Annotated in this window: 18 protein-coding genes and 1 pseudogene; 12 read left to right on the forward strand and 7 right to left on the reverse strand. The window is 66.9% G+C overall.

The features are described from left to right. Positions 1 to 168: 168 nt before the first annotated feature. The 4 genes from gyrA (at position 169) to tgt (ending at position 6017) form a co-directional block, all read left to right on the forward strand. Entirely contained in the window at positions 169 to 3105 is a 2937-nt protein-coding gene (gene gyrA / locus P7L68_RS15750) for a DNA gyrase subunit A (RefSeq protein WP_372006574.1), read from the forward strand. Between the two features lie 21 nt (positions 3106 to 3126). Continuing rightward, positions 3127 to 3666, forward strand: a complete 540-nt coding sequence (coaD, locus tag P7L68_RS15755; protein WP_372006575.1) for a pantetheine-phosphate adenylyltransferase — start codon at positions 3127 to 3129, stop codon at positions 3664 to 3666. 108 nt (positions 3667 to 3774) lie between these two features. Then, a complete protein-coding gene (gene queA, locus P7L68_RS15760) occupies positions 3775 to 4836 on the forward strand; it encodes a tRNA preQ1(34) S-adenosylmethionine ribosyltransferase-isomerase QueA (protein WP_372006576.1) in 1062 nt (353 codons plus the stop codon). Next, entirely contained in the window at positions 4833 to 6017 is a 1185-nt protein-coding gene (gene tgt / locus P7L68_RS15765; RefSeq protein ID WP_372006577.1) for a tRNA guanosine(34) transglycosylase Tgt, read from the forward strand. The genes queA and tgt overlap by 4 nt, the downstream gene beginning before the upstream one ends. A gap of 25 nt (positions 6018 to 6042) precedes the next feature. Here the strand turns inward: tgt and P7L68_RS15770 are convergent, their stop codons facing one another. After that, positions 6043 to 7764 (reverse strand): AMP-binding protein, encoded by a 1722-nt coding sequence (locus P7L68_RS15770; RefSeq protein WP_372006578.1) that lies wholly within the window; start codon positions 7762 to 7764, stop codon positions 6043 to 6045. A gap of 778 nt (positions 7765 to 8542) precedes the next feature. On the opposite strand from P7L68_RS15770, the gene P7L68_RS15775 reads away from it, so the two are divergent. The 3 genes from P7L68_RS15775 to P7L68_RS15785 all read left to right on the forward strand — a co-directional run bounded on the left by P7L68_RS15775 (position 8543) and on the right by P7L68_RS15785 (position 11807). Beyond that, positions 8543 to 10363 (forward strand): methyl-accepting chemotaxis protein, encoded by a 1821-nt coding sequence (locus P7L68_RS15775; protein WP_372006579.1) that lies wholly within the window; start codon positions 8543 to 8545, stop codon positions 10361 to 10363. 133 nt (positions 10364 to 10496) lie between these two features. Further along, positions 10497 to 10847, forward strand: a complete 351-nt coding sequence (locus P7L68_RS15780) for a hypothetical protein (RefSeq protein ID WP_372006580.1) — start codon at positions 10497 to 10499, stop codon at positions 10845 to 10847. Positions 10848 to 11171: 324 nt separating this feature from the next. Next, a complete protein-coding gene (locus tag P7L68_RS15785; protein WP_372006581.1) occupies positions 11172 to 11807 on the forward strand; it encodes a nuclear transport factor 2 family protein in 636 nt (211 codons plus the stop codon). Between the two features lie 81 nt (positions 11808 to 11888). Here the strand turns inward: P7L68_RS15785 and P7L68_RS15790 are convergent, their stop codons facing one another. Both P7L68_RS15790 and P7L68_RS15795 read right to left on the reverse strand, forming a co-directional pair. Beyond that, the gene (locus P7L68_RS15790) at positions 11889 to 13481 is read right to left on the reverse strand and encodes an aldehyde dehydrogenase family protein (protein WP_372006582.1); all 1593 of its coding nucleotides are present in this window, start codon (positions 13479 to 13481) and stop codon (positions 11889 to 11891) included. Positions 13482 to 13556: 75 nt separating this feature from the next. Further along, the gene (locus P7L68_RS15795; RefSeq protein ID WP_372006583.1) at positions 13557 to 14348 is read right to left on the reverse strand and encodes a hydroxypyruvate isomerase family protein; all 792 of its coding nucleotides are present in this window, start codon (positions 14346 to 14348) and stop codon (positions 13557 to 13559) included. 116 nt (positions 14349 to 14464) lie between these two features. On the opposite strand from P7L68_RS15795, the gene P7L68_RS15800 reads away from it, so the two are divergent. Together P7L68_RS15800 and P7L68_RS15805 are read left to right on the forward strand one after the other, a co-directional pair. After that, positions 14465 to 15079: a SprT-like domain-containing protein gene (locus P7L68_RS15800; protein WP_372006584.1), complete on the forward strand. Its 615-nt coding sequence runs from the start codon at positions 14465 to 14467 to the stop codon at positions 15077 to 15079. 424 nt (positions 15080 to 15503) lie between these two features. Beyond that, positions 15504 to 16640, forward strand: coding sequence for a type III PLP-dependent enzyme (locus P7L68_RS15805; RefSeq protein WP_372006585.1), 1137 nt, complete (start codon positions 15504 to 15506; stop codon positions 16638 to 16640). Positions 16641 to 16742: 102 nt separating this feature from the next. Here the strand turns inward: P7L68_RS15805 and P7L68_RS15810 are convergent, their stop codons facing one another. Then, positions 16743 to 17444 (reverse strand): haloacid dehalogenase type II, encoded by a 702-nt coding sequence (locus P7L68_RS15810; protein ID WP_372006586.1) that lies wholly within the window; start codon positions 17442 to 17444, stop codon positions 16743 to 16745. Between the two features lie 152 nt (positions 17445 to 17596). Continuing rightward, positions 17597 to 19729, reverse strand: a complete 2133-nt coding sequence (locus P7L68_RS15815; RefSeq protein ID WP_372006587.1) for a transglycosylase SLT domain-containing protein — start codon at positions 19727 to 19729, stop codon at positions 17597 to 17599. 381 nt (positions 19730 to 20110) lie between these two features. Here P7L68_RS15815 and dapA point away from each other — a divergent pair, with 381 nt between their 5' ends. The 3 genes from dapA to P7L68_RS15830 are packed head-to-tail and all read left to right on the forward strand — an operon-like array spanning position 20111 to position 22232. Next, a complete protein-coding gene (gene dapA / locus P7L68_RS15820; RefSeq protein WP_372006588.1) occupies positions 20111 to 21022 on the forward strand; it encodes a 4-hydroxy-tetrahydrodipicolinate synthase in 912 nt (303 codons plus the stop codon). Positions 21023 to 21061: 39 nt separating this feature from the next. Beyond that, the gene (smpB, locus tag P7L68_RS15825; RefSeq protein WP_372006589.1) at positions 21062 to 21538 is read left to right on the forward strand and encodes an SsrA-binding protein SmpB; all 477 of its coding nucleotides are present in this window, start codon (positions 21062 to 21064) and stop codon (positions 21536 to 21538) included. A 4-nt stretch (positions 21539 to 21542) separates the two neighbouring features. After that, positions 21543 to 22232 (forward strand): sulfite oxidase-like oxidoreductase, encoded by a 690-nt coding sequence (locus tag P7L68_RS15830; RefSeq protein ID WP_372006590.1) that lies wholly within the window; start codon positions 21543 to 21545, stop codon positions 22230 to 22232. On the opposite strand, the gene P7L68_RS15835 is transcribed toward P7L68_RS15830, so the two are convergent. Both P7L68_RS15835 and P7L68_RS15840 read right to left on the reverse strand, forming a co-directional pair. Then, positions 22223 to 22942 carry a uracil-DNA glycosylase gene (locus P7L68_RS15835; protein ID WP_372006591.1) on the reverse strand — a complete coding sequence of 240 codons (720 nt, stop codon included), beginning with the start codon at positions 22940 to 22942 and terminating at the stop codon, positions 22223 to 22225. The two genes, P7L68_RS15830 and P7L68_RS15835, sit on opposite strands and share 10 nt — an antisense overlap. A 307-nt stretch (positions 22943 to 23249) precedes the next feature. After that, positions 23250 to 23903 (reverse strand): annotated as a pseudogene (locus tag P7L68_RS15840) (NYN domain-containing protein); the annotation flags it as partial. Positions 23904 to 23940 lie beyond the last annotated feature (37 nt).

Genomic DNA, 23940 nt, shown 5'->3' on the forward strand with positions numbered 1-23940 from the left:
TCACGACCGGCCGGTGACGCACGGGATATCCGAGCGGCCCGGCCGATGCGTGTAAGCCTTCGACTGATCGCCCGCCGACGCCGCGCCCCCGCGTTTCGACGGCAGGCGTCGCCCTCTTTTCCGGCGCCGCTTTGATGGCGGCACCGGTTCAAGTTCCGGGATCGCACCTTGTCCGACACGCCCGTTCCGCCCATCGCTTCCGATATCGCTCCGGTCACGATCGAAGACGAGATGCGGCGCTCGTACCTCGATTACGCGATGAGCGTGATCGTGGCACGTGCGCTGCCCGACGTCCGCGACGGCCTGAAGCCCGTGCACCGGCGGATCCTGTTCTCGATGCACGAGAGCGGTTACGAGTGGAACAAGCCGTTCCGCAAATCGGCGCGCGTGGTCGGCGACGTCATGGGTAAGTACCACCCCCATGGCGACAGCGCGATCTACGACACCATGGTCCGCATGGCGCAGGATTTCTCCATGCGCCTGACGCTGATCGACGGCCAGGGTAACTTCGGCTCCATGGACGGCGATCCCCCGGCGGCCATGCGTTATACCGAGGCGCGCCTGACCAAGGCCGCCAGCACCCTCCTGTCGGATCTCGACAAGGAGACGGTGGACTTCCAGAACAACTACGACGACACGACCCGCGAGCCGACGGTTCTGCCCGCCCGGTTCCCGAACCTGCTCGTCAACGGCGCGGGCGGCATCGCCGTCGGCATGGCGACCAACATCCCGACCCATAATCTGGGCGAGGTGATCGACGCGGCCATCGCGATGGTCAACAACCCCGAGATTACCGATCTTGAACTGCTGCGAATCGTGCCGGGCCCCGATTTTCCGACCGGCGGCATCATCGTGGGCCGAGGCGGCAGCCGCGAGGCGTTGCTGACCGGCCGCGGCTCGGTGCTGCTGCGCGGCAAGGTCGAAGTCGAGGAGATCCGCAAGGATCGTATGGCGATCATCGTTCGCGAGATCCCCTATCAGGTCAACAAGGCCCGGATGATCGAGCGCATCGCCGAGGCGGTGCGCGAGCGCAAGATCGAGGGTGTGGCCGATCTGCGCGATGAAAGCGACCGGGACGGCGTGCGGGTGGTGGTCGAGCTGAAGCGTGATGCCACGGCGGAAGTGGTCGTGAACCAGCTCTACCGTTTCACGCCGCTGCAGACCTCGTTCGGCGTCAACATGCTGGCGCTGAACGGCGGCAAGCCCGAGATGATGACGCTCCGCGACATGCTTCAGGCCTTCCTGGAGTTCCGCGAGGAGGTCATCACCCGGCGGACGATCTATGAGCTGCGCAAGGCGCGCGAGCGGGCGCATGTGTTGATGGGCCTGGGCGTCGCGGTCGTGAACCTCGACCCGGTGGTGGAGCTGATCAAGGCCTCGCCCGACAGCGCCTCTGCCCGCGATGCGCTGATGGACCGGCCCTGGCCGGCCGGCGATATCGCGCCTTATATCGCGCTGGTGGGCGAGCCCGACCGCAGCGTGGTCGATGGCATGTACCGGCTTTCCGAAGCCCAGGCCCGCGCGATCCTGGATCTGCGCCTGCATCGCCTGACCGGGCTTGAGCGTGAGCGCATCGGCGCCGAACTGCGTGAGATCTGCGACAGAATCCTGGAATTCCTTCGCATCCTCAATGATCGCGCCCGCATGCTCGAAGTGCTGCGCGAGGAGCTGATCGAGGTCCGGGACGAGTTTGCAACGCCCCGCCGTACCGTGATCGAGGAATCCGAGTTCGACTACAATGTCGAGGACCTGATCGAACGCGAGGAGATGGTCGTCACGGTCACCCATGGCGGCTACATCAAGCGCGTGCCGCTGTCGACCTATCGGGCCCAGCGGCGTGGCGGCAAGGGCCGGTCTTCGATGGCGGTGCGCGACGAGGATTTCGTCTCGCAGATCTTCGTGCTCAACAGCCATGCCGCGGTGCTGTTCTTCTCCACCGCCGGTCAGGTCTACAAGCTGAAGGTCTGGCAGCTGCCGGCGGGCACGCCGCAGAGCCGCGGCAAGGCCATGGTCAACCTGCTGCCGCTGAAGGAAGGCGAGGTCATCGCCACCCTGATGCCGCTGCCCGACGATCCCGACATGCCCGAGATCGCCGAGGTCGACGAGGCCGCAGCCGACGAGGCGGCGGAGGAGGCGGCCGAGGCGCTGGACGCCATCGCCGATGGCGACGCCTATGTGATGTTCGCGACCGCCAGGGGCAATGTCCGCCGCAACCGTCTGGCCGATTTCGTCAATGTGATGAGCAACGGCAAGATCGCCATCCGTCTGGGCGAGGGCGACCGTCTGGTCGGCGTGCTGCCGTGCAACGGCGGCGACGACGTGGTGCTCGCCAGCCGGGCCGGTAAGGCGATCCGCTTTCCCGTTGGGGCGGTGCGGCTGTTCAAGAGCCGCACCTCGGACGGTGTGCGCGGCATCTCGCTGACCGGCAGCGACGAAGTGGTGTCGATGTCGATCATCCGCCATCGCGAGGTGGATGTTGATACGCGCGACAATTATCTGCGCTTCGCCAACGCCAAGCGTCGCTGGCTGGCGCAGCTGAAGGCGTTGGAGACCGGCACCTCGGCCGTGGTCGACGGAGAAGAGGCGGCACCGGTCGAAACCGGCGACCTGCCGAAGGACGAGGCGGAACTCGCAGCCCGCTACGGTCTGGATCTTGAGACCGCCCAGCGGCTGGAAGCGGAGGAAGAGTTCCTGCTGGCCGTGACCGCCCGCGGCTATGGCAAGCGCACCTCGGCCTATGAATATCGCACAACCAATCGTGGCGGTTCGGGCATCGTGAACATGACCACCGGCGCCCGGAACGGCCATATCGTGGCCTGCTTCCCGGTGGCACAGGGCGAACAGATCATGCTGGTGACCGATGGCGGCCAGCTGATCCGGACGCCGGTTGCCGATATCCGTATCGCCGGCCGCGACACCATGGGCGTGATCGTGTTCAAGACCGCCCAGGACGAAAAGGTGGTCTCGGCGGCCCGGTTGAGCGAGACCGCGGAAGAAGAACAGAACGGCGCCGGCGAGGCCAATGCTGATGGCGAAGCCGGTGACGAGGGGGAGCAGGACGCGACGGTGACGACCGATCTTCGCGGAGACGAAGACGAGGCGTAAGCCGGCGCGGGTGGAGACCCAGTGGAGGACCAGGCATTGAGCGGCAAGGGCATCTATCCGGGGACATTCGACCCGGTGACCAACGGGCATATGGACATCATCCGACGCAGCCTCAGGGTGGTGGACAAGCTCGTGGTGGCCGTGGCGGCCAACCCCGGCAAGGGACCGATGTTTTCTCTTGAGGAGCGGGTGAGCCTGGTGCTTGCCGAGCTTCAGACCCTGCCGCCGGACCAGGCTGCCCGGGTCGAGGTGAAACCCTTCGACACCCTGCTGATGCATTTCGCAGTCGAACAGGGCGCGGGCGTCATCATGCGTGGCCTGCGCGCCGTGTCTGACTTCGAATACGAGTTCCAGATGGCGGGAATGAACGCTCGGCTGAACACGCAGGTCGAGACGGTCTTCCTGATGGCCTCGGAGAAGGTGCAGTTCATTTCCTCGCGCTTCGTGAAGGAGATCGGCCGGCTTGGCGGTGACATCTCGCAGTTCGTCAGCCCGCAGGTGAAGACGATCCTGGACGTGCGTTTCGAAGAGGAGCGCAACGGCATCCGTCCGCTGGACTGATCCGCCGTCAGACCCGAAGATCATCGCGGGACGGTGGCCGCCAGGGCGGTTACCGTCCCGCGCTGTTATATGCTTCATCAACCTCTTGCACCGGTTACCTCCGCTTCGATGAAAGTCGACCTGTTCGATTTCGACCTGCCGCGCGAGCTGATCGCCCAGCGCCCGGCCGAGCCTCGTGAAAGCGCCCGTCTGCTCCGGATCCGGGCGGGCGGGCTGACGGATCATCGCGTCGCCGACCTGCCGGATCTCCTCCGCCCCGACGACCTGCTGGTGGTCAACGACACACGGGTGATCCCGTCGCGATTGTTCGGCCGGCGCGGTGAAGCCAGGGTCGAGGTAACGCTGCACAAGGCCGAGGGCCTGGATGTCTGGGCAGCCTTTGCACGCCCGGCCCGCAAGCTCCGCCTGGGCGACCGGTTCGAGGCCGAGGCCGGCGGACGGGCGCTGGGGGCCGAGGTGATCGAGCGGCGCGATGCCGGCGAGGTCGTGCTGCGCTTCGATCTGGCCGGCGGCGAGTTGATCCAGGCACTGGAAGAGGTGGGGCGCCTGCCGCTGCCGCCCTATATCGAGCGGCCGGAGGGCGCGGATGCCCGCGACACCGAGGATTACCAGACGATCTTTGCCCGGGATAAGGGCGCCGTCGCGGCCCCGACCGCCGGGCTGCACTTCACCGACCGGCTGCTTTCAGCCCTTGATGCCCGAGGCATCGAGCGCCTGGCGCTGACGCTGCATGTCGGGGCCGGCACCTTTCTGCCGGTGAAGGCCGATGATACGGTCGACCATCATATGCATGCCGAGTGGGGGCGGCTGACGGCGGAGACGGCGGACCGGCTGAATGCGGCGCGGGCGGCCGGCCGGCGGATCGTCGCCGTCGGCACCACCGCCATGCGCCTGCTTGAGACGGCCGCCGGTGAGGATCGGCGCTTCCGGCCGTTCGAGGGCGAAACCCGGATCTTCATTACCCCCGGCGGCCGGCCGATCCGGGGCACCGACGCGCTGATGACCAATTTCCACCTGCCGCGCTCCACCCTGTTCATGCTGGTCTCGGCCTTTGCCGGGCTGAACCGGATGCACGCGGCCTATGCCCACGCCATCGCCGGCGGCTATCGCTTCTTCTCTTATGGCGACGCCTGCCTGATCGACCATTGCCCGGACGACGCCGCATCATGACCACGATCCCGCACGAGCAGAGCCCGTCCCGCGTTGTTGCGGGCCAGGGTGCCGAACCCCGCTTTGGCTACACGCTGACGGCCGAGGACGGCATGGCCCGGCGCGGCCGGATCGTCACCGCCCATGGCGCCATCGACACGCCGGCCTTCATGCCGGTCGGCACGGCCGGTACGGTGAAGGGCCTGACCCCTGAGCAGGTGGCGGCGACCGGCGCGCAGATCCTGCTGGGCAATACCTATCACCTGATGCTGCGCCCGGGCGCTGAACGGGTCGACCGGCTGGGCGGGCTGCACCGCTTCATGAACTGGCCGGCGCCGATCCTGACCGACAGCGGCGGGTTTCAGGTCATGTCGCTGGCGGCGCTGCGCAAGCTGGATGATGACGGTGTCACTTTCCGCTCGCATCTGGACGGTAGCAAGATCCGCCTGACGCCCGAGCGGTCGATCGAGATCCAGCGTCTGCTCGATGCCACGATCACCATGTGCTTCGACGAATGCACGCCCTATCCCGCGACCTATGACCAGGCCGCAAGCTCGATGCGGCTGTCGATGCGCTGGGCGGGGCGCTGCCGCGCGGCCTTTGCCGATCGGCCGGGCTATGCCCTGTTCGGCATCGTTCAGGGTGGGGTTCATGGCGATCTGCGCGCCGAAAGCGTGGAACGGCTGACGGAGATCGGCTTCGAGGGCTATGCCGTGGGTGGCCTGGCGGTTGGTGAGGGGTTCGAGCTGATGTGCTCCACCCTGGATGTCACCACGCCGCTGATGCCGCGCGACAAGCCGCGCTATCTGATGGGGGTTGGTCGACCGCAGGACCTGGTGGCGGCGGTGCGGCGCGGCATCGACATGTTCGACTGCGTAATGCCGACGCGATCCGGCCGGACCGGCCAGGCCTTCACCCGCCGTGGCCCGGTCAATATCCGCAACGCCCGCCATGCCGACGATCCGCGGCCGCTGGACGACCGCTGTGGATGCCCTGCCTGCATGCAGTATTCGCGCGCCTATCTGCATCACCTGCACAAGGCGAGCGAGATCCTGGGCGCCGTACTGCTGACCCAGCACAATCTCTGGTACTATCAGGATCTTATGCGCGACATGCGCGCCGCCATCCCGGAGGGCCGGATGGACGCCTTTACGGCAGAATTCGAGGCCGGTCTCGCCGAGGGGGACATCCCGCCGCTCTGACATCCCCCCGGCGCAGGCCGTCGGCTCAACCTTTGAGGTCGGGGAAGTCTTCTTCGCGGAACTCGATGCCGCCGCGGCTCTCGGGTGCCTCGCCCGCGTTCTCGCCGCGGCGGAGTTCGACCCGGCGGATCTTGCCCGAAATCGTCTTGGGCAGATCCTCGGTGAACTCGATGCGCCGGATGCGCTTGAAGGGCGCCACCCGGCCGCGGACATAGGCCAGGATGTCACGCGCCGTCTCAGCATCGGGCTCAAAGCCCTTGATCAGAGAGATATAGGCCTTCGGCACCGCCAGACGCACCGGATCGGGCGCGGGAACCACGGCCGCCTCGGCGACGGCGTCGTGCTCAATCAGCACGCTCTCCAGTTCGAAGGGGCTGATCCGGTAATCCGAGGCCTTGAAGACGTCATCGGCACGACCGACGAAGGTGAAATAACCGTCGTCGTCGCGGATGGCCACGTCGCCGGTGCGGTAGAAGTCGCCGGATGTGGCGAGCAGAGCCTTGCCCTCTGCTGCCTCGTAGCCGCGCATCAGACTGGCCGGCCGGCGGTCACCGAGAGCAAGGGCGATCTCGCCTTCCTCGACCTGATTGCCGTCGGCATCGAGCAGGGTTGCGACATAGCCCGGCAGCGGCCGCCCCATGGAGCCGGTCTTGATCGGCTGGCCGGGCGGGTTGCCGAACTGGGCGCTGGTCTCCGTCTGGCCATAGCCGTCCCGGATGGTCAGGCCCCAGGCTTCCTGAACCTGTTCGATGATCTCGGGGTTCAGCGGTTCACCCGCGCCGCAGACCTCGCGCAGGCTGGTGCGGATCGACTTCAGATCCTGCTGGATGAACATCCGCCAGACCGTCGGCGGGGCACAGAGTGTGGTGACACCGCCCTGCGCAATGGCGTTGAGCAGGCTCGCAGCCTCGAAACGGGGCTGATTGGCGATGAAGATCGTGGCGCCGGCGATCCAGGGGGCGAAAAAGCAGCTCCATGCGTGCTTGGCCCAGCCGGGTGACGAGATGTTCAGATGCACGTCGCCGGGCTTAAGCCCCAGCCAGTACATGGTGGAAAGATGACCGATCGGGTAGCTGGCATGGGTGTGGATCACCAGCTTGGGCTTGGCGGTGGTGCCGGAGGTGAAGTAGAGCAGCAGCTCATCCTCGGCCCGGGTCTCACCATCCGGGGTGAAGCCGTGGGCAAAGCGCGGATTTTCATGGGCATCCGCGAAATCGGTCCAGCCCGGAGCGCTGCCATCGGCGGCGATCCGGGTCAGTCCGCGGGCCCGTTCCAGCGCCTCGAATTTGGCCGCGTGCTCCGCACCCGCGATGATGTGGCGCACACGACCACGCTCCAGCCGGTCGTCAAGATCCTCGGTGGACAGCAGGGTGGTGGCGGGGATGACCACGGCCCCCAGTTTCATGGCCGCCAGCATCGTCTCCCAAAGCGGGACCGTGTTGCCCAGCATCAGCAGGATGCGATCGCCGCGCGCGACACCCAGATAGCGGAGATGGTTGGCGACCCGGTCCGAGCGATCGCGCAGCTCGGCAAAACTCAGCGAGGTCTCGGCGCCGGTCGGCACGTCGACGATCCGAAGCGCCGGACGGTTGCGGCTTTCGGCCTCGGTCGCGAGCACGGCATCGAACCAGTCCAGCGCCCAGTTGAACCTCTCGGGGCGCGGCCAGGAAAACCCGGCGCAGGCGCGGTCGTAATTCTCGCGATTGGCCAGCAGAAAGGCGCGGGCCTCGGCATAGGTCATGGTCATGACGACAGGGTCCTCTCGGGTCTTACCTCCGGCCGCGACCGGTCGCAGATGCGATGCGCCGGCCGTTCTCGTCCATTGATCATTGGCACAGCACGCCCGACGTGACCAGACCCGCCGTCGCACGCGTGCGAGGCGCGATGTCGCACGGTGTTCGAACGGTCTGGCAGAAGCATGTGTTTCGCGGCGTTCCACGGCTTGACCGATCGCAGCCTCGCCCCTATGGTTACGCCCGTTCGCAGCCGGGGCGGTCTTCTCCCGGGCAGTCGGTGGCGGCGAACCGCAGAATACTGCGAGCCCGTAGCTCAGCCGGTAGAGCATCTGACTTTCGATTGGGAGCGCCGGCCGGAAACGGCCGGATGAGACAGGCGTCAAAGTCGGGGAACCCGTCCGCGTCGCGGCGACGGCAATCCCGAGCCAAGCCGATCCTCCGGTACAGAGGATCGGAAGGTGTAGAGGCCAGACGGCGCCCACCTAACTCACGCACTCGTCTCAGGGTGCGACGACATGGTGAAGGGATGGTCCGGGCCACAAACACCCCGCAAGCGGGGTGGCGGTGAAAGCCGTGGTGGTGGAGTAATCAGAGGGTCCTGGGTTCGAGTCCCAGCGGGCTCACCATCTTTTGAAAGCGGCATGTCCTCCCGGGCGTGCCGCTTTCTTCGTTACGGCACATTCCTGAAGTCGCCATGTCAGGAAACATCTTGTTGTCGATATGAGACGCGTCTACGACGGTGTCGCAAAACGGGCCTTCTATTGACGATGGCATCTGTCTGGTCAATGGTTGTTTACCATTCATTTACCCGGTATTCTCGATTTATTTACCGCGTCCAATTTATGGTGGCCTCTGAATGCGGGCTGCAGCTGCGGCCGCCTCATTTCGATGTGGATGTTGACGATGGACCGGATCCTCGGACGTATGACCATCACGATCAAGTCGGCCCTGCTGATCGTGATCATGGCGGCGGTGGCGCTGATCATTGCCGTTTTGAGCTATGACGGGCTGATGGTCAGCGAGCGCCATGGCGAAACCATGCGCAACGCTTCCGAGCGGGCCACCTATGGCGAGCGGGCGAACGGGCTGGTGATGTCGGTGGTCTCTGACAGCCGTGGCATCTATATGTCCGCGGATTCCGAAAAGGCCGAGAAGTTTGCCGTGACGTTGATGGCGGCGCTCGACCGGCTGGGCGAGACGATGGACGCCTGGGAGCGTGCGGTTCCCGAATCTCAGCGCGCCGAGTTCGCGCCTGTCATGGCGAAGGCGAAGGAGTTCATCGATTTCCGCCGCGAGCTCGTCCGTCTCGGCCGGACGGAAGGGCCTGTTGCGGCGCGGGCCTATGGCGACAATGACGCGAACCGGGCCAACCGGAAGGCACTCAACGATCAGCTGGAGAAGCTGGCGGTGCAGAACGCGGCGGCGGTGGATGCGGGCGTCCATGCCATGCGTGAATTCCACGACAGCCGCGTGGCGCTGCTGCTCGGCGTCGCCGCTGCGGGCATCCTCCTTGGGCTGGCTGCTGCTGGTGTCGTTGCGATTGCCGGGATCGGCCGACCTCTCGGCCGGATCAGCGGTGCAATGGAGACGATTGCCGCCGGCACCGATGACGTCACGGTGCCCGGAACCGATCGCCGCGACGAGGTGGGTGTGATGGCACGGGCGCTGGAGGTGCTGCGGGGCGCGCAGGCCACGGCACGGCGGCTGGGCGAGGAGCGTGAGCGGGCCCAGATCGAACGCCTGAAGCGGGCCGAGGCGCTGGAGCGCCGCATTCAGGGCTTCGACCGCGACGTCGTGTCCATCCTGGCCGAGGTCGACAAGGCGATCCGGCATCTGCAGGACACTGCCGGCACCATGTCGGGTCTGGCCGACGACCTCCGCGGCCGGGCCGGATCCTCTGCCGCCGCGGCCGAACAGACCTCGGCGAATGTGCAGACCGTGGCCGCCGCTGCTGAAGAGATGGCGGGCACCTTGCGTGAAATCTCCAACCAGGTGGTGCGCTCGACCGATGTCGCAGCCAAGGCCAGCGCCCAGGCGGAAGGCGCCGATCAGACCATCCAGAGCCTGGCGGAAGCTGCCGGCCGGATTGGCGACATCGTTCGACTGATCGAAGACATCGCCGGCCAGACCAATCTGCTGGCATTGAATGCGACCATCGAAGCCGCACGTGCCGGCGATGCCGGCAAGGGCTTTGCGGTGGTCGCCGGTGAGGTGAAGAGCCTGGCCGGGCAGACGGGCAAGGCGACCGCCGATATCGCGGCCCAGATTTCGGCCATCCAGACCGCCACCGAACGCTCGGTCGAAGCCTTCCGGGCCATCGGCGGGACGATCGACAACATCAACGAGATCTCGACCACGATCGCGAGCGCCGTGGAAGAGCAGACCGCGGCAACGGGCGAGATTGCCCGCAATGTTCAGCAGGCCGCCGTGGGGTCGCAGGAGGTGTCGACCACGGTTTCGCAGGTCAACCGCGCTGCCGACGATACCGGCTCTGCCGCACGCAGCCTGGCACAGGCAACCGATCTGCTGTCGGCGCAGGCGGGGCGGCTGCGGCAGGATATCGATGCCTTCCTGACCGACATGCGCAATCAGAGCCTCTCTGCGGCATGACATGAGGATATCACCACAGAGTCCTGATATTCCTGTAGTATGACAGTGACAGGGCGTCGCAGATCGGGCGGCGCCCTGTTTCCTGTCGATCCCGCCACCCGCCTTGTGACGTCATAGGGGATGTACAGAAATCATGGGCTTGCAGTTTCCGTTTCGGCCGGTCGCGGCCATCGGCCTCCTGGGGGCCGTGCTCCTGGCCGGCTGCCTGCAGTTTCCGGCCGAACGCGATATGCGCTCGGGCATCATCGTGAAGGATGACCGGCACTTCGTTTTCGAGGCGACGGCCTTCGATCGCGGGCGGTATGCCAAGGACAGCGACCAGGGTGAAGCGACGCGGACCGGACTCCTGATCGGAGAACTCGACCGTAAGCGCCTGTGTCCCAACGGATATCGTATTGTGAAGCGCGAGGAACGGGTGATCGGCAATGCACCGGCATCCCAGGGCCGGGAATGGTTGCTGCAGTATATCGGGGAGTGCCGGTGATCGGGATCGGCAGATGCCTTGACCGGCGGTAGGCCCGGTAGGGCAGGGGGGAGCGAAGCGCATGTGATGCCACGTCACATCAATGCGGATATCGATGGCAGATCAAGGGTATGGCTGGCACGACCGGCGCGGCGTCCCCTGTGAATCAGGGCTTGGCGAACCGGTCCGACCGTGCCATTGTGTCCCACGACACTGGCGCGCGGTATATGCCGTGCCGCCGGGCTGGCACCGATGCCGCGGCATTGATTGATGCGGCAGACGGTGCCTGCGTTTCGACCTGCTCGTGAAGTTTCCGACCTGCTCGTGAAGCCGGAGTTCGCCTCGATGACCGTGAAGTCCCCGATCCGTGCCGGGCTGTTCGCCGTGACGATCGTCGCGCTGGGTGCCGCCCTGCCGCTTGCACCTGCGGCCCAGGCGGCCGCCGCGAAGACCAAGCCCGTCCAGACCGCGGCCCTCGCACCCGAACCGCGCCCCACGGCCAAGCCGACCCCGCCGGCCGGCAGCACGGTGGTGGCTGCGGTGTCGCCGTCCGTGGTTGCGGGCGCTGCGGCCTATGATCCGAACAAGGTGAAGTCCGAGATCGACGCGGCCCTGGCCAGCTGGGCCTGGTCGCTGAACAGCGGTCAGCAGGGTGTCGTGGTCACCAACATGTATGGCCCGGACGCCATCATGATGAGCGACGATCAGAGCCAGGTGATGTTCAATAATGGCGGCATCGTCCGCTATTACGGCACACTTGTCTCGCATCGCCCCGATCTGAAGGTGACCTTCGGCGACGGCTGGATCACCGTGCTCGGCCCCGATGTCGGGACGGCCACCGGCTTCTACACCTTCACCTATACCCAGGGCGGCAAGCAGGTGACGGAACCTGCCCGCTATACGCTGATCTACCGTAAGACCGTGGATGGCTGGCGTATCGTGTCGCACCATTCCTCGCGGCTTCCCCAGGCGCAGAGCTGATCCTTCACGGACCCGGTTCCGGCCGGGCACGACATGAAGACGGCCCCGCAGTCGACTGCGGGGCCGTCTTCGTTCATGGCGTCAGCGCAGCATCACCGTCCGGCTCTGCTCACGCATGAACTGGGGCAGATACCAGGGGCCGAGGCCGCCCTTGCCGCCCGCGCCTCCGGACCCTTTCCAGCCGCAGAAGGGTTGGTGCCCGGGCCAGGCACCGGTGGTGGCGCCGCTTGCCCGGTTGACGTAAAGCGCGCCCGCCTCTGCCCGGTCGAGGAAGAGGTCGATCTCCGCCTGCCGTCCTGCATAGCAGCCGGCGGTGAGGCCATAGGCGACGCGGTTGCCGTCGGCGATTGCGGCAGCCAGGTCATCGAAGGGCTGCACCGAGACGAAAGGCAGGAACAGCTCGTCGCTGTTCAGGCGATGGTCGGGGCCGAGGCGGTCGACGACCACCGGTGCCAGATAGCAGCCGCGGTCGTAGATCCCGCCGCCGAGGCGCTCGCCGCCCATGATCACCCGGCCGTCGCGCCGCGCCTCATCAAGTGCTGCGGCCTGACGGGCGGCGGCGCGCTCGTCGATCACCGGGCCCATGAACACCTCGCGCCGGCGCGGATCCCCAAGGGTGAGGGTCGCGGTACGGGCGGTCAGGCGGTCCAGGAAATCGTCATAGACGGCCTTCGCGACATAGACCTTGGACAGCGCCGAGCATTTCTGGCCCTGGAGGCCGAAGCCCGAGCGCGCCACGCCTTCCGCCGCCCGGTCCAGATCGGCGGTGGCCGTGACATAGGCGGGGTTCTTGCCGCCCATCTCCACGATCACCGGCCGGGCGAATCGCCTGCCGGCAAAGCGTCGATGGATCTCCATGCCCACGGCATGGCTGCCCGTGAAGGCGATGCCGTCGAGCCCCTTATCCGCGACCAGCGCCTCCCCGGTTTCGGCACCGCCGGGCAGGAAGGCGAGCACGCCGGCCGGCACGCCGGCCTTCAGGAAGGCCTGCACCAGGAGCGCACCCGTGAGTGCATTGATCTGTCCGGGCTTGTAGACCACGGCATTGCCGGTCACCAGGGCGGCCGAGATCATGTTGACCGAGAGCGCCACCGGGAAGTTGAACGGCGCGATCACGCCGAAGACGCCATAGGGCCGCAGCAGCGAGCTGCAGCTTTCCTCGGGTTTCGCACGGGGCAGCAGGCGCTCGTAGCCGAGGTTCCGCTCCATCTCGGCGGCGTAATAGCGGGCCAGGTCGGCCGCTTCCTCGGCCTCGCCCATCGCCTCCAGGCGCGACTTGCCGACTTCGAGCACCAGCAGCGGGCCCAGCCGCCATTTCATGTCGGCCAGAATGTCGCCGGCCCGGCGGATGATCGCGGCACGCTCCGGCCAGGGCAGGGCGGCCCAGGCGGGCTGCGCGGCCCGAGCGGTGGCGACGGCGCGGGCGACCGTCGCTGCATCGGCCTCTGCGACCCCGGCCAGAACCATGTCGCGGTCGATCGGGCTGCGGATGGTGGCTGTTACCGGTCCTGCCACCGGCTGGCCGTCGACCAGGGGCAGAACGGTCTCGTGGCCGAGCCCGGCTTCAAGGGCCGGGAAAAGCATGTCCAGGCGATCATGTACCGGGCTGAAATCGGTGCCGGTGTTGGAATAGGTGACACGCGGCAGGGTCGTGTCGTCGAAGATGTCACTCATCTGGTCTGGCGTCTCCCATGGGCGACGGCCTGGCGCCGTTTCGCGTTTTTGAGGGGGGCGTCGGGGGAGCGGGGATCAGCCTGGAGCACGTATGCCCCAGGGGGCGGCCCAGCCCAGGCCGTCTTCCGTCCGGCCGCGGGGCCGGTATTCAAGCCCCACCCATCCGTCATAGCCGAGTGTGTCCAGCCGGTCGAGCAGATGTGCCGGGGCGATTTCCCCCCGATCGGGTTCCGCGCGATCCGGCACCCCCGCGATCTGGACATGGCCGATCAGGGGAAGCTGGGCTTCCAGACGTCGGGTCAGGTCACCGCGGGTGATCTGGGTGTGGTAGAGGTCGAACTGCACCCTGAGGGCCGGATGCCCGATCTCGCGAACGATTGCCGCTGCGTCATCCGGATCGGCCAGGAAATAGCCCGGCATGTCGCGCGGATTGATGGCCTCGATCGTGGCGACGATACCGGCTGCCGCCGCGGTCTCGGCGGCCTCGCACAGGTTGCGCATATAGCTCGCGCGCGCGTGCGCGAGATCGGTGCCTGTTTCAGGGATCCCGGCCAGGACATGCAGGCGTCTGGCACCGACGGCGACCGCGCGCTCCACACCCTCGATCAGCGCCCGTCGGAAGCGGTCCTCCTGGCCGGGCAGGGCGGCGCAGCCGCGGCCGCCCTCGGCCCAGTCGTCGACGGCGATGTTGATCAGTGCCGCCTTGAGCCCGGCAGCGTCGAGAGCCGCCCTCAGTGCGGGCGCGGCCAGGCGATCGGGAAACAGCATCTCGATGCCGGCGAAGCCGCAGGCGGCGGCGGCATCGAACCGTGCCTCAAGGGGGCGATCGGTGAACAGGAAGTCGAGATTGGCGGCAAGGCGGGGCATGGGGCGGGGCGGCTCCGTGGCAACGGCATCAGGGGACGGGCGGTCGCGCCGGAGACTTGCCAAGCGGGCCCGCAGGGGCCAGTCTGGCACCCGGCCGCAATCTTCGTCGAGCCCGGATGACGTCCCTTCCCCTTGATCCCGCCCTGCCCGGAACCGACCCCGCCGCCCCCGTTGGGGGGCCGGTGCCCAATCACCCGCTGGATCATCGGCTGAAGTCGCTGGGCATGGTGATGGCACTGGCGACCCGCTGGCGTCTGCTCGGGCGGCTGAACGGCGCCGCAAAGGCCACGAGGGGGCTTGCCGCCTGCCTCGGCGCCGAGGTTACCATCGGCCGGCGTATGCGCACCCGCGCCGGCAGCGCCTGGCCCGGACGGCGGCTGATCATGCTGCATCCCGACCTGCTGAAGCCCGGCCACGAGACCGATCGGGATCAGACCTTCCTTCATGAATGCGCCCATCTGATCGCCGATCTGGAGCATGGCCGGTCCTGTGGCCATGATGCGCGCTGGCAGGCGGTGATGCTGGCGATCGGCGAGGTGCCGGCCACCACCCACCGGATCGACTATCTTTCCGCCTCGGCCCAGGCCCGGGTGATCTGGCGCTGCGTGTCCTGCGGCCGCGAACACGCTTTCGTCCGCCGGCCGCGCCGGCCCGTCTCCCGTTGCCACTGCCGGGCCTGCGGCCCCGATCGCGGGCAGCTGGAGGAGCTGGTGCCGCCGCGCGGCGACTGATCGCGCGAAGACATGGGCTTTCGTGGTGGAGACTGTCATATTTCTAGGCGCCGCTGATCGGCTGCTGGCGAGGCCTTTGGTCTTTCGCCGCTGAGGTGCAATCCGGCATGCGGCCCCTGGAGGGCCAAAATAGCGCGTTGGGGTCATTTCCGTAGCCTGCATCGGACATGGGGGCGGGGTCCTGAATCGGCCGTTCAGGGGGCATTCGGGACCCCGAATTTTTCTGCAGAAAAATCCCATTTTTCTCTTTTCCTGCCCGTGGGTTGCCCGTATAAACCGCCTCCACCGACGTACCCCCCCGAAATGACGGGCCGACATGGCGCCCGTCCGCTACGTGACCAGGGACGACGGCAGCGGAATGGGAACAACCTGAGCGTCCCGGTCCATGCCGGGCCGCCGCCGGTTTGTAGGGGATCAGCCAATGATGACTCCGAAGATCGAGCGCTTTCTCGCCGACCGACGAGAATACGACAGCAATCCTTGTGTGGTTGTCGATCTCGACGTGATCGCCGAGAAGTATCGGGAGATCAGCGAGCAGATGCCGCTCGTGCGGGTGTTTTACGCCGTGAAGGCGAACCCGGCTCCTGAAATCCTGTCCATGCTGGTCGAGCTCGGCTCGTGCTTCGATACCGCCAGCTTGCAGGAAATTGAGATGGTGCTCGCCGCCGGTGCGAGCCCGGATCGGATTTCCTTCGGGAACACGATCAAGAAGGAGCGGGACATCGCCCGCGCCTATCAGCTGGGTGTGCGCCTGTTCGCTTTCGACAGCGCCTGCGAGCTGCAGAAGATCGCCCGTTCGGCCCCGGGGTCGAAGGTGTTCTGCCGGATCCTGGTCGATTGCCAGGCCGCCGACTGGCCGCTGTCGAAGAAGTTCGGCTGCGCGCCGGAGATGGCGCTGGAGCTGCTGACCGATGCCGCGTCGTCGGGGCTGGATGCCTATGGCATCTCGTTCCATGTCGGCTCGCAGCAGACCGATCCTGAGCAGTGGGACCGGGCCATCAGCCAGGCGGCGGCGATCTTCCGCGACCTGGGGGAGCGGGGCGTGTCGGCGCGCATGGTCAATCTGGGCGGCGGGCTGCCGGCGCGCTACCAGGACGAGGTGGCCCCGATGGCTGCCTATGCGCTGGCGATCTCGCAGGCGATGACCCGTCATTTCGGCAACCAGCTGCCCGAGATGATCATCGAGCCGGGCCGCGGGCTGGTTGGTGACGCCGGTGTGCTCGAAGCCGAGGTGATCCTGATCGCCGAAAAGAGCTTCGACGACCCGGTGCGCTGGGTCTATCTGGATGTCGGCAAGTTCAATGGCCTGGCCGAGACCATGGACGAGGCCATCAAGTACCGCCTGCGCACCGAGCGTGACGGCAGCGAGACCGGCCGGGTGATCCTGGCAGGCCCCACCTGCGACAGCGTCGACGTGCTGTACGAGAAGGCGGGCTACGAGCTGCCGCATGCCCTGCAGGTGGGTGACAAGATCACCTTCCTGTCCTGCGGTGCCTATACCACGACCTATGCCACGACGGGCTTCAACGGCTTCCCGCCGATCCAGGCCTATTACATCTGATATCGGGCGCAGGCTGCGCCCGGCACGGACGGAAAACGCCGGCAGGAGATGCTCCTGCCGGCGTTTTCATCATGCTTGCATGGTATGTGCAGATGGGGGCCTTCAGGCCTTTCCAAGCAGTGCCGGCAGCTGCGAAAGGCTGCCCAGCACCGCCATCGGTGCACCCGGCAGGCCGTCGGGGGGGAGGTCGCCGCGGTTGATCCAGACGGCGCTGTAACCGAAATGGGCCGCACCGGCGACATCCCAGCCATTGCTGGAGACGAACGCGATTTCGCGGGCGGCCATGCCGAACGCCTCGGGGCCGAGGGCGTAGACCTCGCGCGCCGGCTTGAAGGCGCCTACGCTTTCCACCGAGAGGACCTGAGAGAAATGGCCGGTAAGGCCGGCGGTCGCCAGCACCGCCGACAGCATCACCGGCGTACCGTTGGAGAGGATGCCGAGCGGCATGCCGGCAGCCGAGAGGGCCTGGATCACAGGGCGGGTGTCGGGGAAGGGCGGCAGGGCCAGATAAGCCTCCATCAGCTTCGCCCGCAGCACCTTGTCGCTGAGCCCGACCGAGGCCATCGCATAGTCGAGCGCCTGGCCGGTGATGGTCCAGAAGTCGACATGTTCCCCCATCACCGTGCGCAGCCAGGTGTATTCCAGCTGCTTGCGGCGCCAGGTGTCGCTGAGCGCACGCTCCACTGCCGGATCCCCCACGCGGATCAGCCGCGAACTGACCGGAGCATGGACATCGAACAGGGTTCCGTAAACGTCGAACAGGCAGGCGCGAATGCCTGTCGGCGGTTCAGTGGTGGCGGACATGCCGTCTCTTACCCCTCAAACAAAATGGCGTGCCGGGGACCCGGAACGTGGCAGCGATCCGGGGCGTGGCGGCGTCCCGGGACATGTCAGGGATCTGGCGTTCCGGAATCCGGCCGTCAATATGCCGGATGAGGCAAAAGCCTGATCGGCGCTCACTCCCGCAGGCGGTTGCGGTCGAGCATGGCGGCATCGAAGGTGCCGGCAGCCGTGCCGAGGGCAAGCGTGGGCACCAGGCCCGGATCAGGCCGTCCCAGGCGGTGGCGATAGACGGTGAGCGCTTCCATCACCCGCTGAACATAGTTGCGGGTTTCGCCATAAGAGATCTTCTCGATCCAGTCGATGACGTCGATCGACGGATCACGCGGGTCGCCGAAGCGTGCGATCCATTCGTCGACCTTGCCGGGGCCTGCGTTGTAGGCGGCCACGGCCAGCACGAGATTGCCGTTGAAGCGGTCGATCATCTGGCCCAGATAGGCGCGGCCAAGGGTCATGTTGTAGAGCGGATCGGTCAGGCGCTCGGGCTGATAGGCCACGGCGATCTTGCCGGCGGTGACGCGGGCGGTGCCGGGCATCAGCTGCATCAGCCCCACCGCGCCCGCCGGGCTGACGGCTTCGGGGTTGAATTCGCTTTCCTGGCGGGCAATGGCATGGACCAGGGCGAAATCCACCGGATCGTCGGGACGCGGATCGCGGCCGACACCCGGGGTGACGCCGGCATCGTCGCCCACCGCCGGATATCGCAGCTCCACCGCCAGGCGATCGTCGATCTCGGCGAAGCGCTTGGCGAAGCGCAGCGCCAGATCCGGGCGGCCCATGGCACGCACCGCCTCGATATAGGCATGCTGCTCGTCGGGTTTGGCCAGGCTGTCGGCCAGCGCATAGGCAAAGGTCGACAGCAGGCGACTGTCGTCGGTGCGGGCAATCAGGGCAACCAGTACGGCGAGCGGCCGCCCGGTGATCGCGGCAAAGGCTTCTTCCGGCGCCCGCGCCTCGTTGGGTGCGGCGAAACTCGCAAGCGTGGTCGGCAGATCGATGCGCTCGGCGGCCAGCTGGCCGTAGAAGGTGGTGCGGTCGCGTGCGGCTTCCATCAGCCAGTCCTGGGCAGCCTGGGCATCGCCCATCGCTCCGGCGGCGCGCCCGGCCCAATAGGCCGCGCGCGCCCGGCTGATCGGCCGGCTGACCCGCTCATACATGGCAGTGAAATGACGCAGCGCCGCATCGGGCCGCTCAAGGAAGCGGAGCGCGATCCAGCCCGCCAGCCACTCGGCCTCTGAAAAGCCCGAGGGATCCGTCTGCTCATGCGTCGCGACCAGGTCATAGGCGCTGGCGACCTCGCCACGTTCCAGCAGCATCCGCACCACGATGTGGCGCTCCCGCCACCAGTCGTCGGGGGCCAGGTCGACGGCGCCCGCCTTGGTCGCTGCGGTGATCAGTGCCGCGGCATGATCCAGATCTTCGGCCCGGCGGGCGGCGCGAGCCTGAGAGAAGGTCAGTCCCGGATCCGCGCGAAACGCGGGGGGCAGGGCTGCGATCAGGGCGTCGGCCTTGCGGCTGCCGGCATTGAGCGCCAGCCGGGCCTCGGCGAGGGCCCGGGCATCGGCATCGACCAGCGGCATCACCATGCGGGCAGCGCCTTCCTGGCCGCGCCAGAGCATGATGTCCAGACGCCGGCGATGATCGGCGGGGCCGAGCAGACCGCCTGCGGCCGCGAGCACGTTGTTCTGTTGCCGCTCACTGAGCACCATGCGATCCCAGACGTCGCGGGCGACCTGAGCGGCGATGGCATCGCGCCCCAGCTGACGCAGCGCATCGATCAGGCGGACCGCACCTTCGGCCGTGCGCGGCCGGTCGGCGCCGAACCAGCCGACCACCTGCTCCGGCGTCCAGCTCTCCGGCAGCACCGTTTCGGCCCGGGCCATCAGCCGGGAGATCCGCGGCCATTCGGGATGGGCGGCGGCAAAGCGTTCCAGCCGGTCGTAGACGGCCGGGGTGCGGGTGTCCTGAAGCTCTGCCCACTCGATGAAATCATCGAGCGGCCGGAGGTTCAGCCCCGCGGCAAGGCCGCGTGCATCGGCATACCGGCCGTCATCCACAGCCGTAAAGACTTTCCGCACCGCCGACATATCGCGCACGGGGGGGACCAGAGCGATGGTTGCCGCACGTGATGCCGTGGCTGGGGCAGGGGCCGCGGCCGGCTGTGCCGACCAGGCGGGGGCGGCGAGCACCAGGGCAAGCGCCGTGCCGGCGATCAGGTGGCGAAGGGGGCGGAGCGTAGCGGAGGGCATGGGGAAGCTTGTCCTCGTGGCCGGGATGACGGCCTTGACTGCGGGAGGTGGTGCTGGACGGCACCGGGCCGGAAGGGGCGCGAAACAGTGTATCATGGCCCCCGAGGCGGGCAAGGGCGGGGCCGGTGGTCGATCGGGCTGCGGTTGAACGGAATTCGGGCAGATCCGGCTGCCGCACGCCTTGTCGAAGCCTCCCCGCGGGGCTATGTTGCGCGGACCTGCCGATGACCCGTCATAGCCGACGTGTCGCGGCCGGATCCGAAGAACGCCCGGCAGCGCGCCCCGAAAGGAACCGGAGCCGCCATTGACCGGGATTTTGACCCCGCAAAGGCCAGTCGCCGCCAGTCAGGCTTGACGCCTTCCGCTTCGAGGACGGACCCCATGAACGCCGAACGCTTCCACGGCTCTATCGTCGCCACGCTGACCCCGTTCAAGGACGGCAAGGTCGACGAGAAAGCCTATGCGTCGTTCGTGGACTGGCTGATCCGCGAAGGCAGCGACGGGCTCGTGCCCTGCGGCACCACCGGCGAATCGCCGACGCTGTCGCATGAAGAGCACATGCGGGTCACCGAGATCTGCATCGAGGCCGCAGCCGGCCGGGTGCCCGTCATCGCCGGCGCCGGGTCGAACTCCACCCACGAGGCGCAGAAGCTGGCGATCCATGCCGAAAAGGCCGGCGCGGATGCGCTTCTGGTGGTGACGCCCTATTACAACAAGCCGACCCAGGCCGGCCTCTACGCCCATTTCAAGGCGGTGGCCGAGAGCACCTCGCTGCCGATCTTCATCTACAACATCCCCGGCCGTTCGGTGATCGACATGACGGTCGACACCATGGCCCGGCTGGCAGAACTGCCGAATATCCGCGGCGTGAAGGATGCGACCGCCGATCTGGTGCGCCCGCTGGCCGTGCGGCAGACGATCGGCACCGAATTCGTCCAGCTGTCGGGCGAGGATGGCACGGCGCTGGCCTTCCTGGCCAATGGCGGCCATGGTTGCATCTCGGTGACCGCCAATATCGCACCGCGGCTGTGCGCCGAGATGCAGGCGGCCTGGCGGGCAGGCGACGCGAAGACTGCCCTTGAACTCCACGAGCGGCTGATGCCGCTGCATCGGGCGCTGTTTACCGAGACCAGCCCGGCGCCGGTGAAGTATGTGGCGGCAAAGCTGGGCCTCTGCGAGCCGGAGATCCGCCTGCCGCTGGTGCCGGTGACGCCCGGAACCGAGCGCGTGCTGGACGCCGCCATCGCCCGCACCGGCCTGGAGCCGGTCGGCCCGTCGCGCATCGGCAGCTGAGCCGGCGCGACGCCTGAGGCACGAAGCCCGAGGAACACCATGGCCCGCAAGAGCGGCTTGATCAGTCACGGCGACGTCGCCGTCAATCGCAAGGCACGCTTCGACTATTTCATCGAGGATACGGTGGAGGCGGGCCTTGTGCTGACCGGCACCGAGGTGAAGAGCCTCCGCGGCGGCAAGTGCAACATCGCGGAAAGCTATGCTTCGGTGGAAAGCAACGAGGCCTGGCTGATCAACGCCAATATTCCCGAATATGGCGGCGGCAACCGCTTCAACCATGAACCCCGCCGTAAGCGCAAACTCCTTTTGCACCGCAAGGAGATCAACCGCCTCTTCGGTCTGATCAAGCGGGAAGGGGTTACCATCGTGCCGCTGGTGCTCTATTTCAACGACAAGGGCATGGCCAAGCTGAAGCTCGGCCTTGCCAAGGGCAAGAAGCTGCACGACAAGCGCGCGGCCGAGCGCGACCGCGACTGGGACCGCCAGAAGGGTCGACTGATGCGCGAGAAGGGGTGATGTCATGGCCAGTGACGACCGCAGGACCGGTGACGAGGACGGCCTGATCGGCCAGGTTCGTCGCAAGCTGATCGATACCAAGCGCAAATGGGCGGCGGAAGGCCGCGGACTGACCGGCCGTGACGGGCCGCGGCCCGAGGCGGAACGCCTGCCGCCCGGTCAGCGGCTCGTGACCAATTTCCCGGTCCTGGACCTCGGCATTCAGCCCGAGATCCGGCCAGGCGATTGGGAACTGACCGTCGGCGGTGCGGTCGACAACCCGGTGACCCTGCGCTGGGCGGATTTCCAGGCCCTGCCGCAGGTGCGGATGCGTTCCGACATCCATTGCGTCACGACCTGGTCGCGCTATGACAACGACTGGGACGGTGTGTCGGCCTTTGCCCTGATGGATCTGGTGCAGCCGAAGCCCGAGGCGCGTTTCGTCCTGCTTCATTCCTATGATGGCTATACCACCAATCTCGACCTCGAAGGCTTTGCCGATGACGACGTCCTGCTTGCCCATGCCTGGCAGGGTGAGCCGCTGACGCGTGAGCATGGCGGGCCGGTACGTCTGGTGGTGCCCAAGCGCTATTTCTGGAAGAGCGCCAAGTGGATCCGGCGGATCGAGTTCTCCGAAACCGATCAGCCGGGCTTCTGGGAAGTCCGCGGCTATCACAATTACGCCGATCCGTTCGACGAAGAGCGCTATTCCTGAGCGATGTTCCCGCCCTCCGGCAACCGGCGACGGATGTCGGCGACGATCGCATCGAACATCTCCGTCGTAAGCCGTCCGGTGTTCACGTTGTAGCGGGAGCAGTGGAAGCTGTCGGCCAGCAGCAGAGGCCGCGTCACGGGTGACGCGGCCTTTTTGCCGGGCGACGCGGGCTCCAGCGCGTGCCATGCGCCGTGACTGAACGGATGATCCGCCAGCCGCCGGCCCAGGGTGCGCAGAACGGCATCATGCGCGATCCGCCCCAGCGCCAGAATGACCTGCAGCCCGGTCATGGCCCCGATCTCGGAAACCAGGAACGGCCGGCAGGTATTCGCCTCGGCCGGTGTCGGCTTGTTCTCGGGCGGCACGCATCGCACCGCATTGGTGATCCGGCAGTCGATCGGCTCCAGCCCGTCATCGGGTCTGCGGTCGAAGCGGCCGCGGATGAAACCGTGGTCGATCAGGGTGGGGTAGAGCAGGTCGCCGGCATAGTCGCCGGTGAAGGGCCGGCCGGTGCGATTGGCGCCCCGCAGCCCCGGTGCCAGCCCGACAACCAGCAGGCGCGCGGAAAGCGGGCCGAAAGCCGGTACCGGTCCGTTATGCCAGCCGGGTTCGCTTACCCGCCGTTCAGCGCGCCAAGCGGCAAGGCGAGGGCAGAGCGGGCAGTCCGGGTCGGGAACCACGGGCATGGGGGCGGCAGGGGCTGGCGGCATGGCGGCATCCATTACGAAGACAGCGGCTGCATGATTCGGACCCCGGAACGACGACGCCACCCGGCGGAACTCCGCGCGGGTGGCGTGACGTCGTTATCCGGGGCGACGTCCGGACTCAGAGGTCGGATCAGCTCTTGCGACGCGGCGGCGTGCGCGGCTTCACTGGGGCCGGCGCGGGTGCGGGCTTCGCAGGCGCAGGCGCAGGCGCGGGGGCCGGCTCGTCCTCTTCGTCCTCGTCGTCGTATTCCTCGTCGTCCTCGTAATCGTCATCATCTTCGTAGTCGTCGTCGTCCTCGTAATCCTCGTCGTCCTCCAGATCCTCGTCCTCGGGCTCCGGCTCGGAGGTGGGGAGCGGCGTATCTTCCATCAGCTTGCGACGACGCTCGCCGCGCTGCCGGCCGGCTTCTGCCTCGGCACGCGAGCGAGCGATCACCGGCTCCAGATCCTTGAGGTCAAGGAAGACATCGGCCTGGCGGCGCAGCTCGTCGGCCACCATCGGCGGCTGGGTGCGGATGGTGCCGACCACGGTGACACGCACGCCGCGACGCTGGATTGCCTCGACCAGACGACGGAAGTCGCCATCGCCCGAGAAGATCACGATGTGATCCACATGATCGGCCATTTCCATGGCATCGACCGTCAGCTCGACATCCATGTCACCCCGGACCCGGCGGCGGCCGGTGGCGTCGGTGAACTCCTTCGCCGGCTTGGTGACCATGGTGTAGCCGTTATAATCCAGCCAGTCGACCAGAGGCCGGATCGGCGAATAGTCCTGCTCGTCCAGCAGGGCGGTATAGTAGAAGGCACGCACCACGTAAGCGCGTGAGCGGAAGTAATCCAGCAGCCGACGATAGTCGATGTCGAAGCTGAGGCTGCGCGCGGCCCCGTAAAGGTTGGCGCCGTCGATGAACAGCGCAACACGCTCGCCTTCGTGGAAAATACTGTCGATGGACCGTGGCATGAGTATATCTTTCCCCAGAATTCGCCTATGGGTCGTC

It is taken from the genome of Tistrella mobilis (assembly GCF_041468085.1).
GTDB classification, from domain to species: Bacteria; Pseudomonadota; Alphaproteobacteria; order Tistrellales; family Tistrellaceae; genus Tistrella; species Tistrella mobilis_A.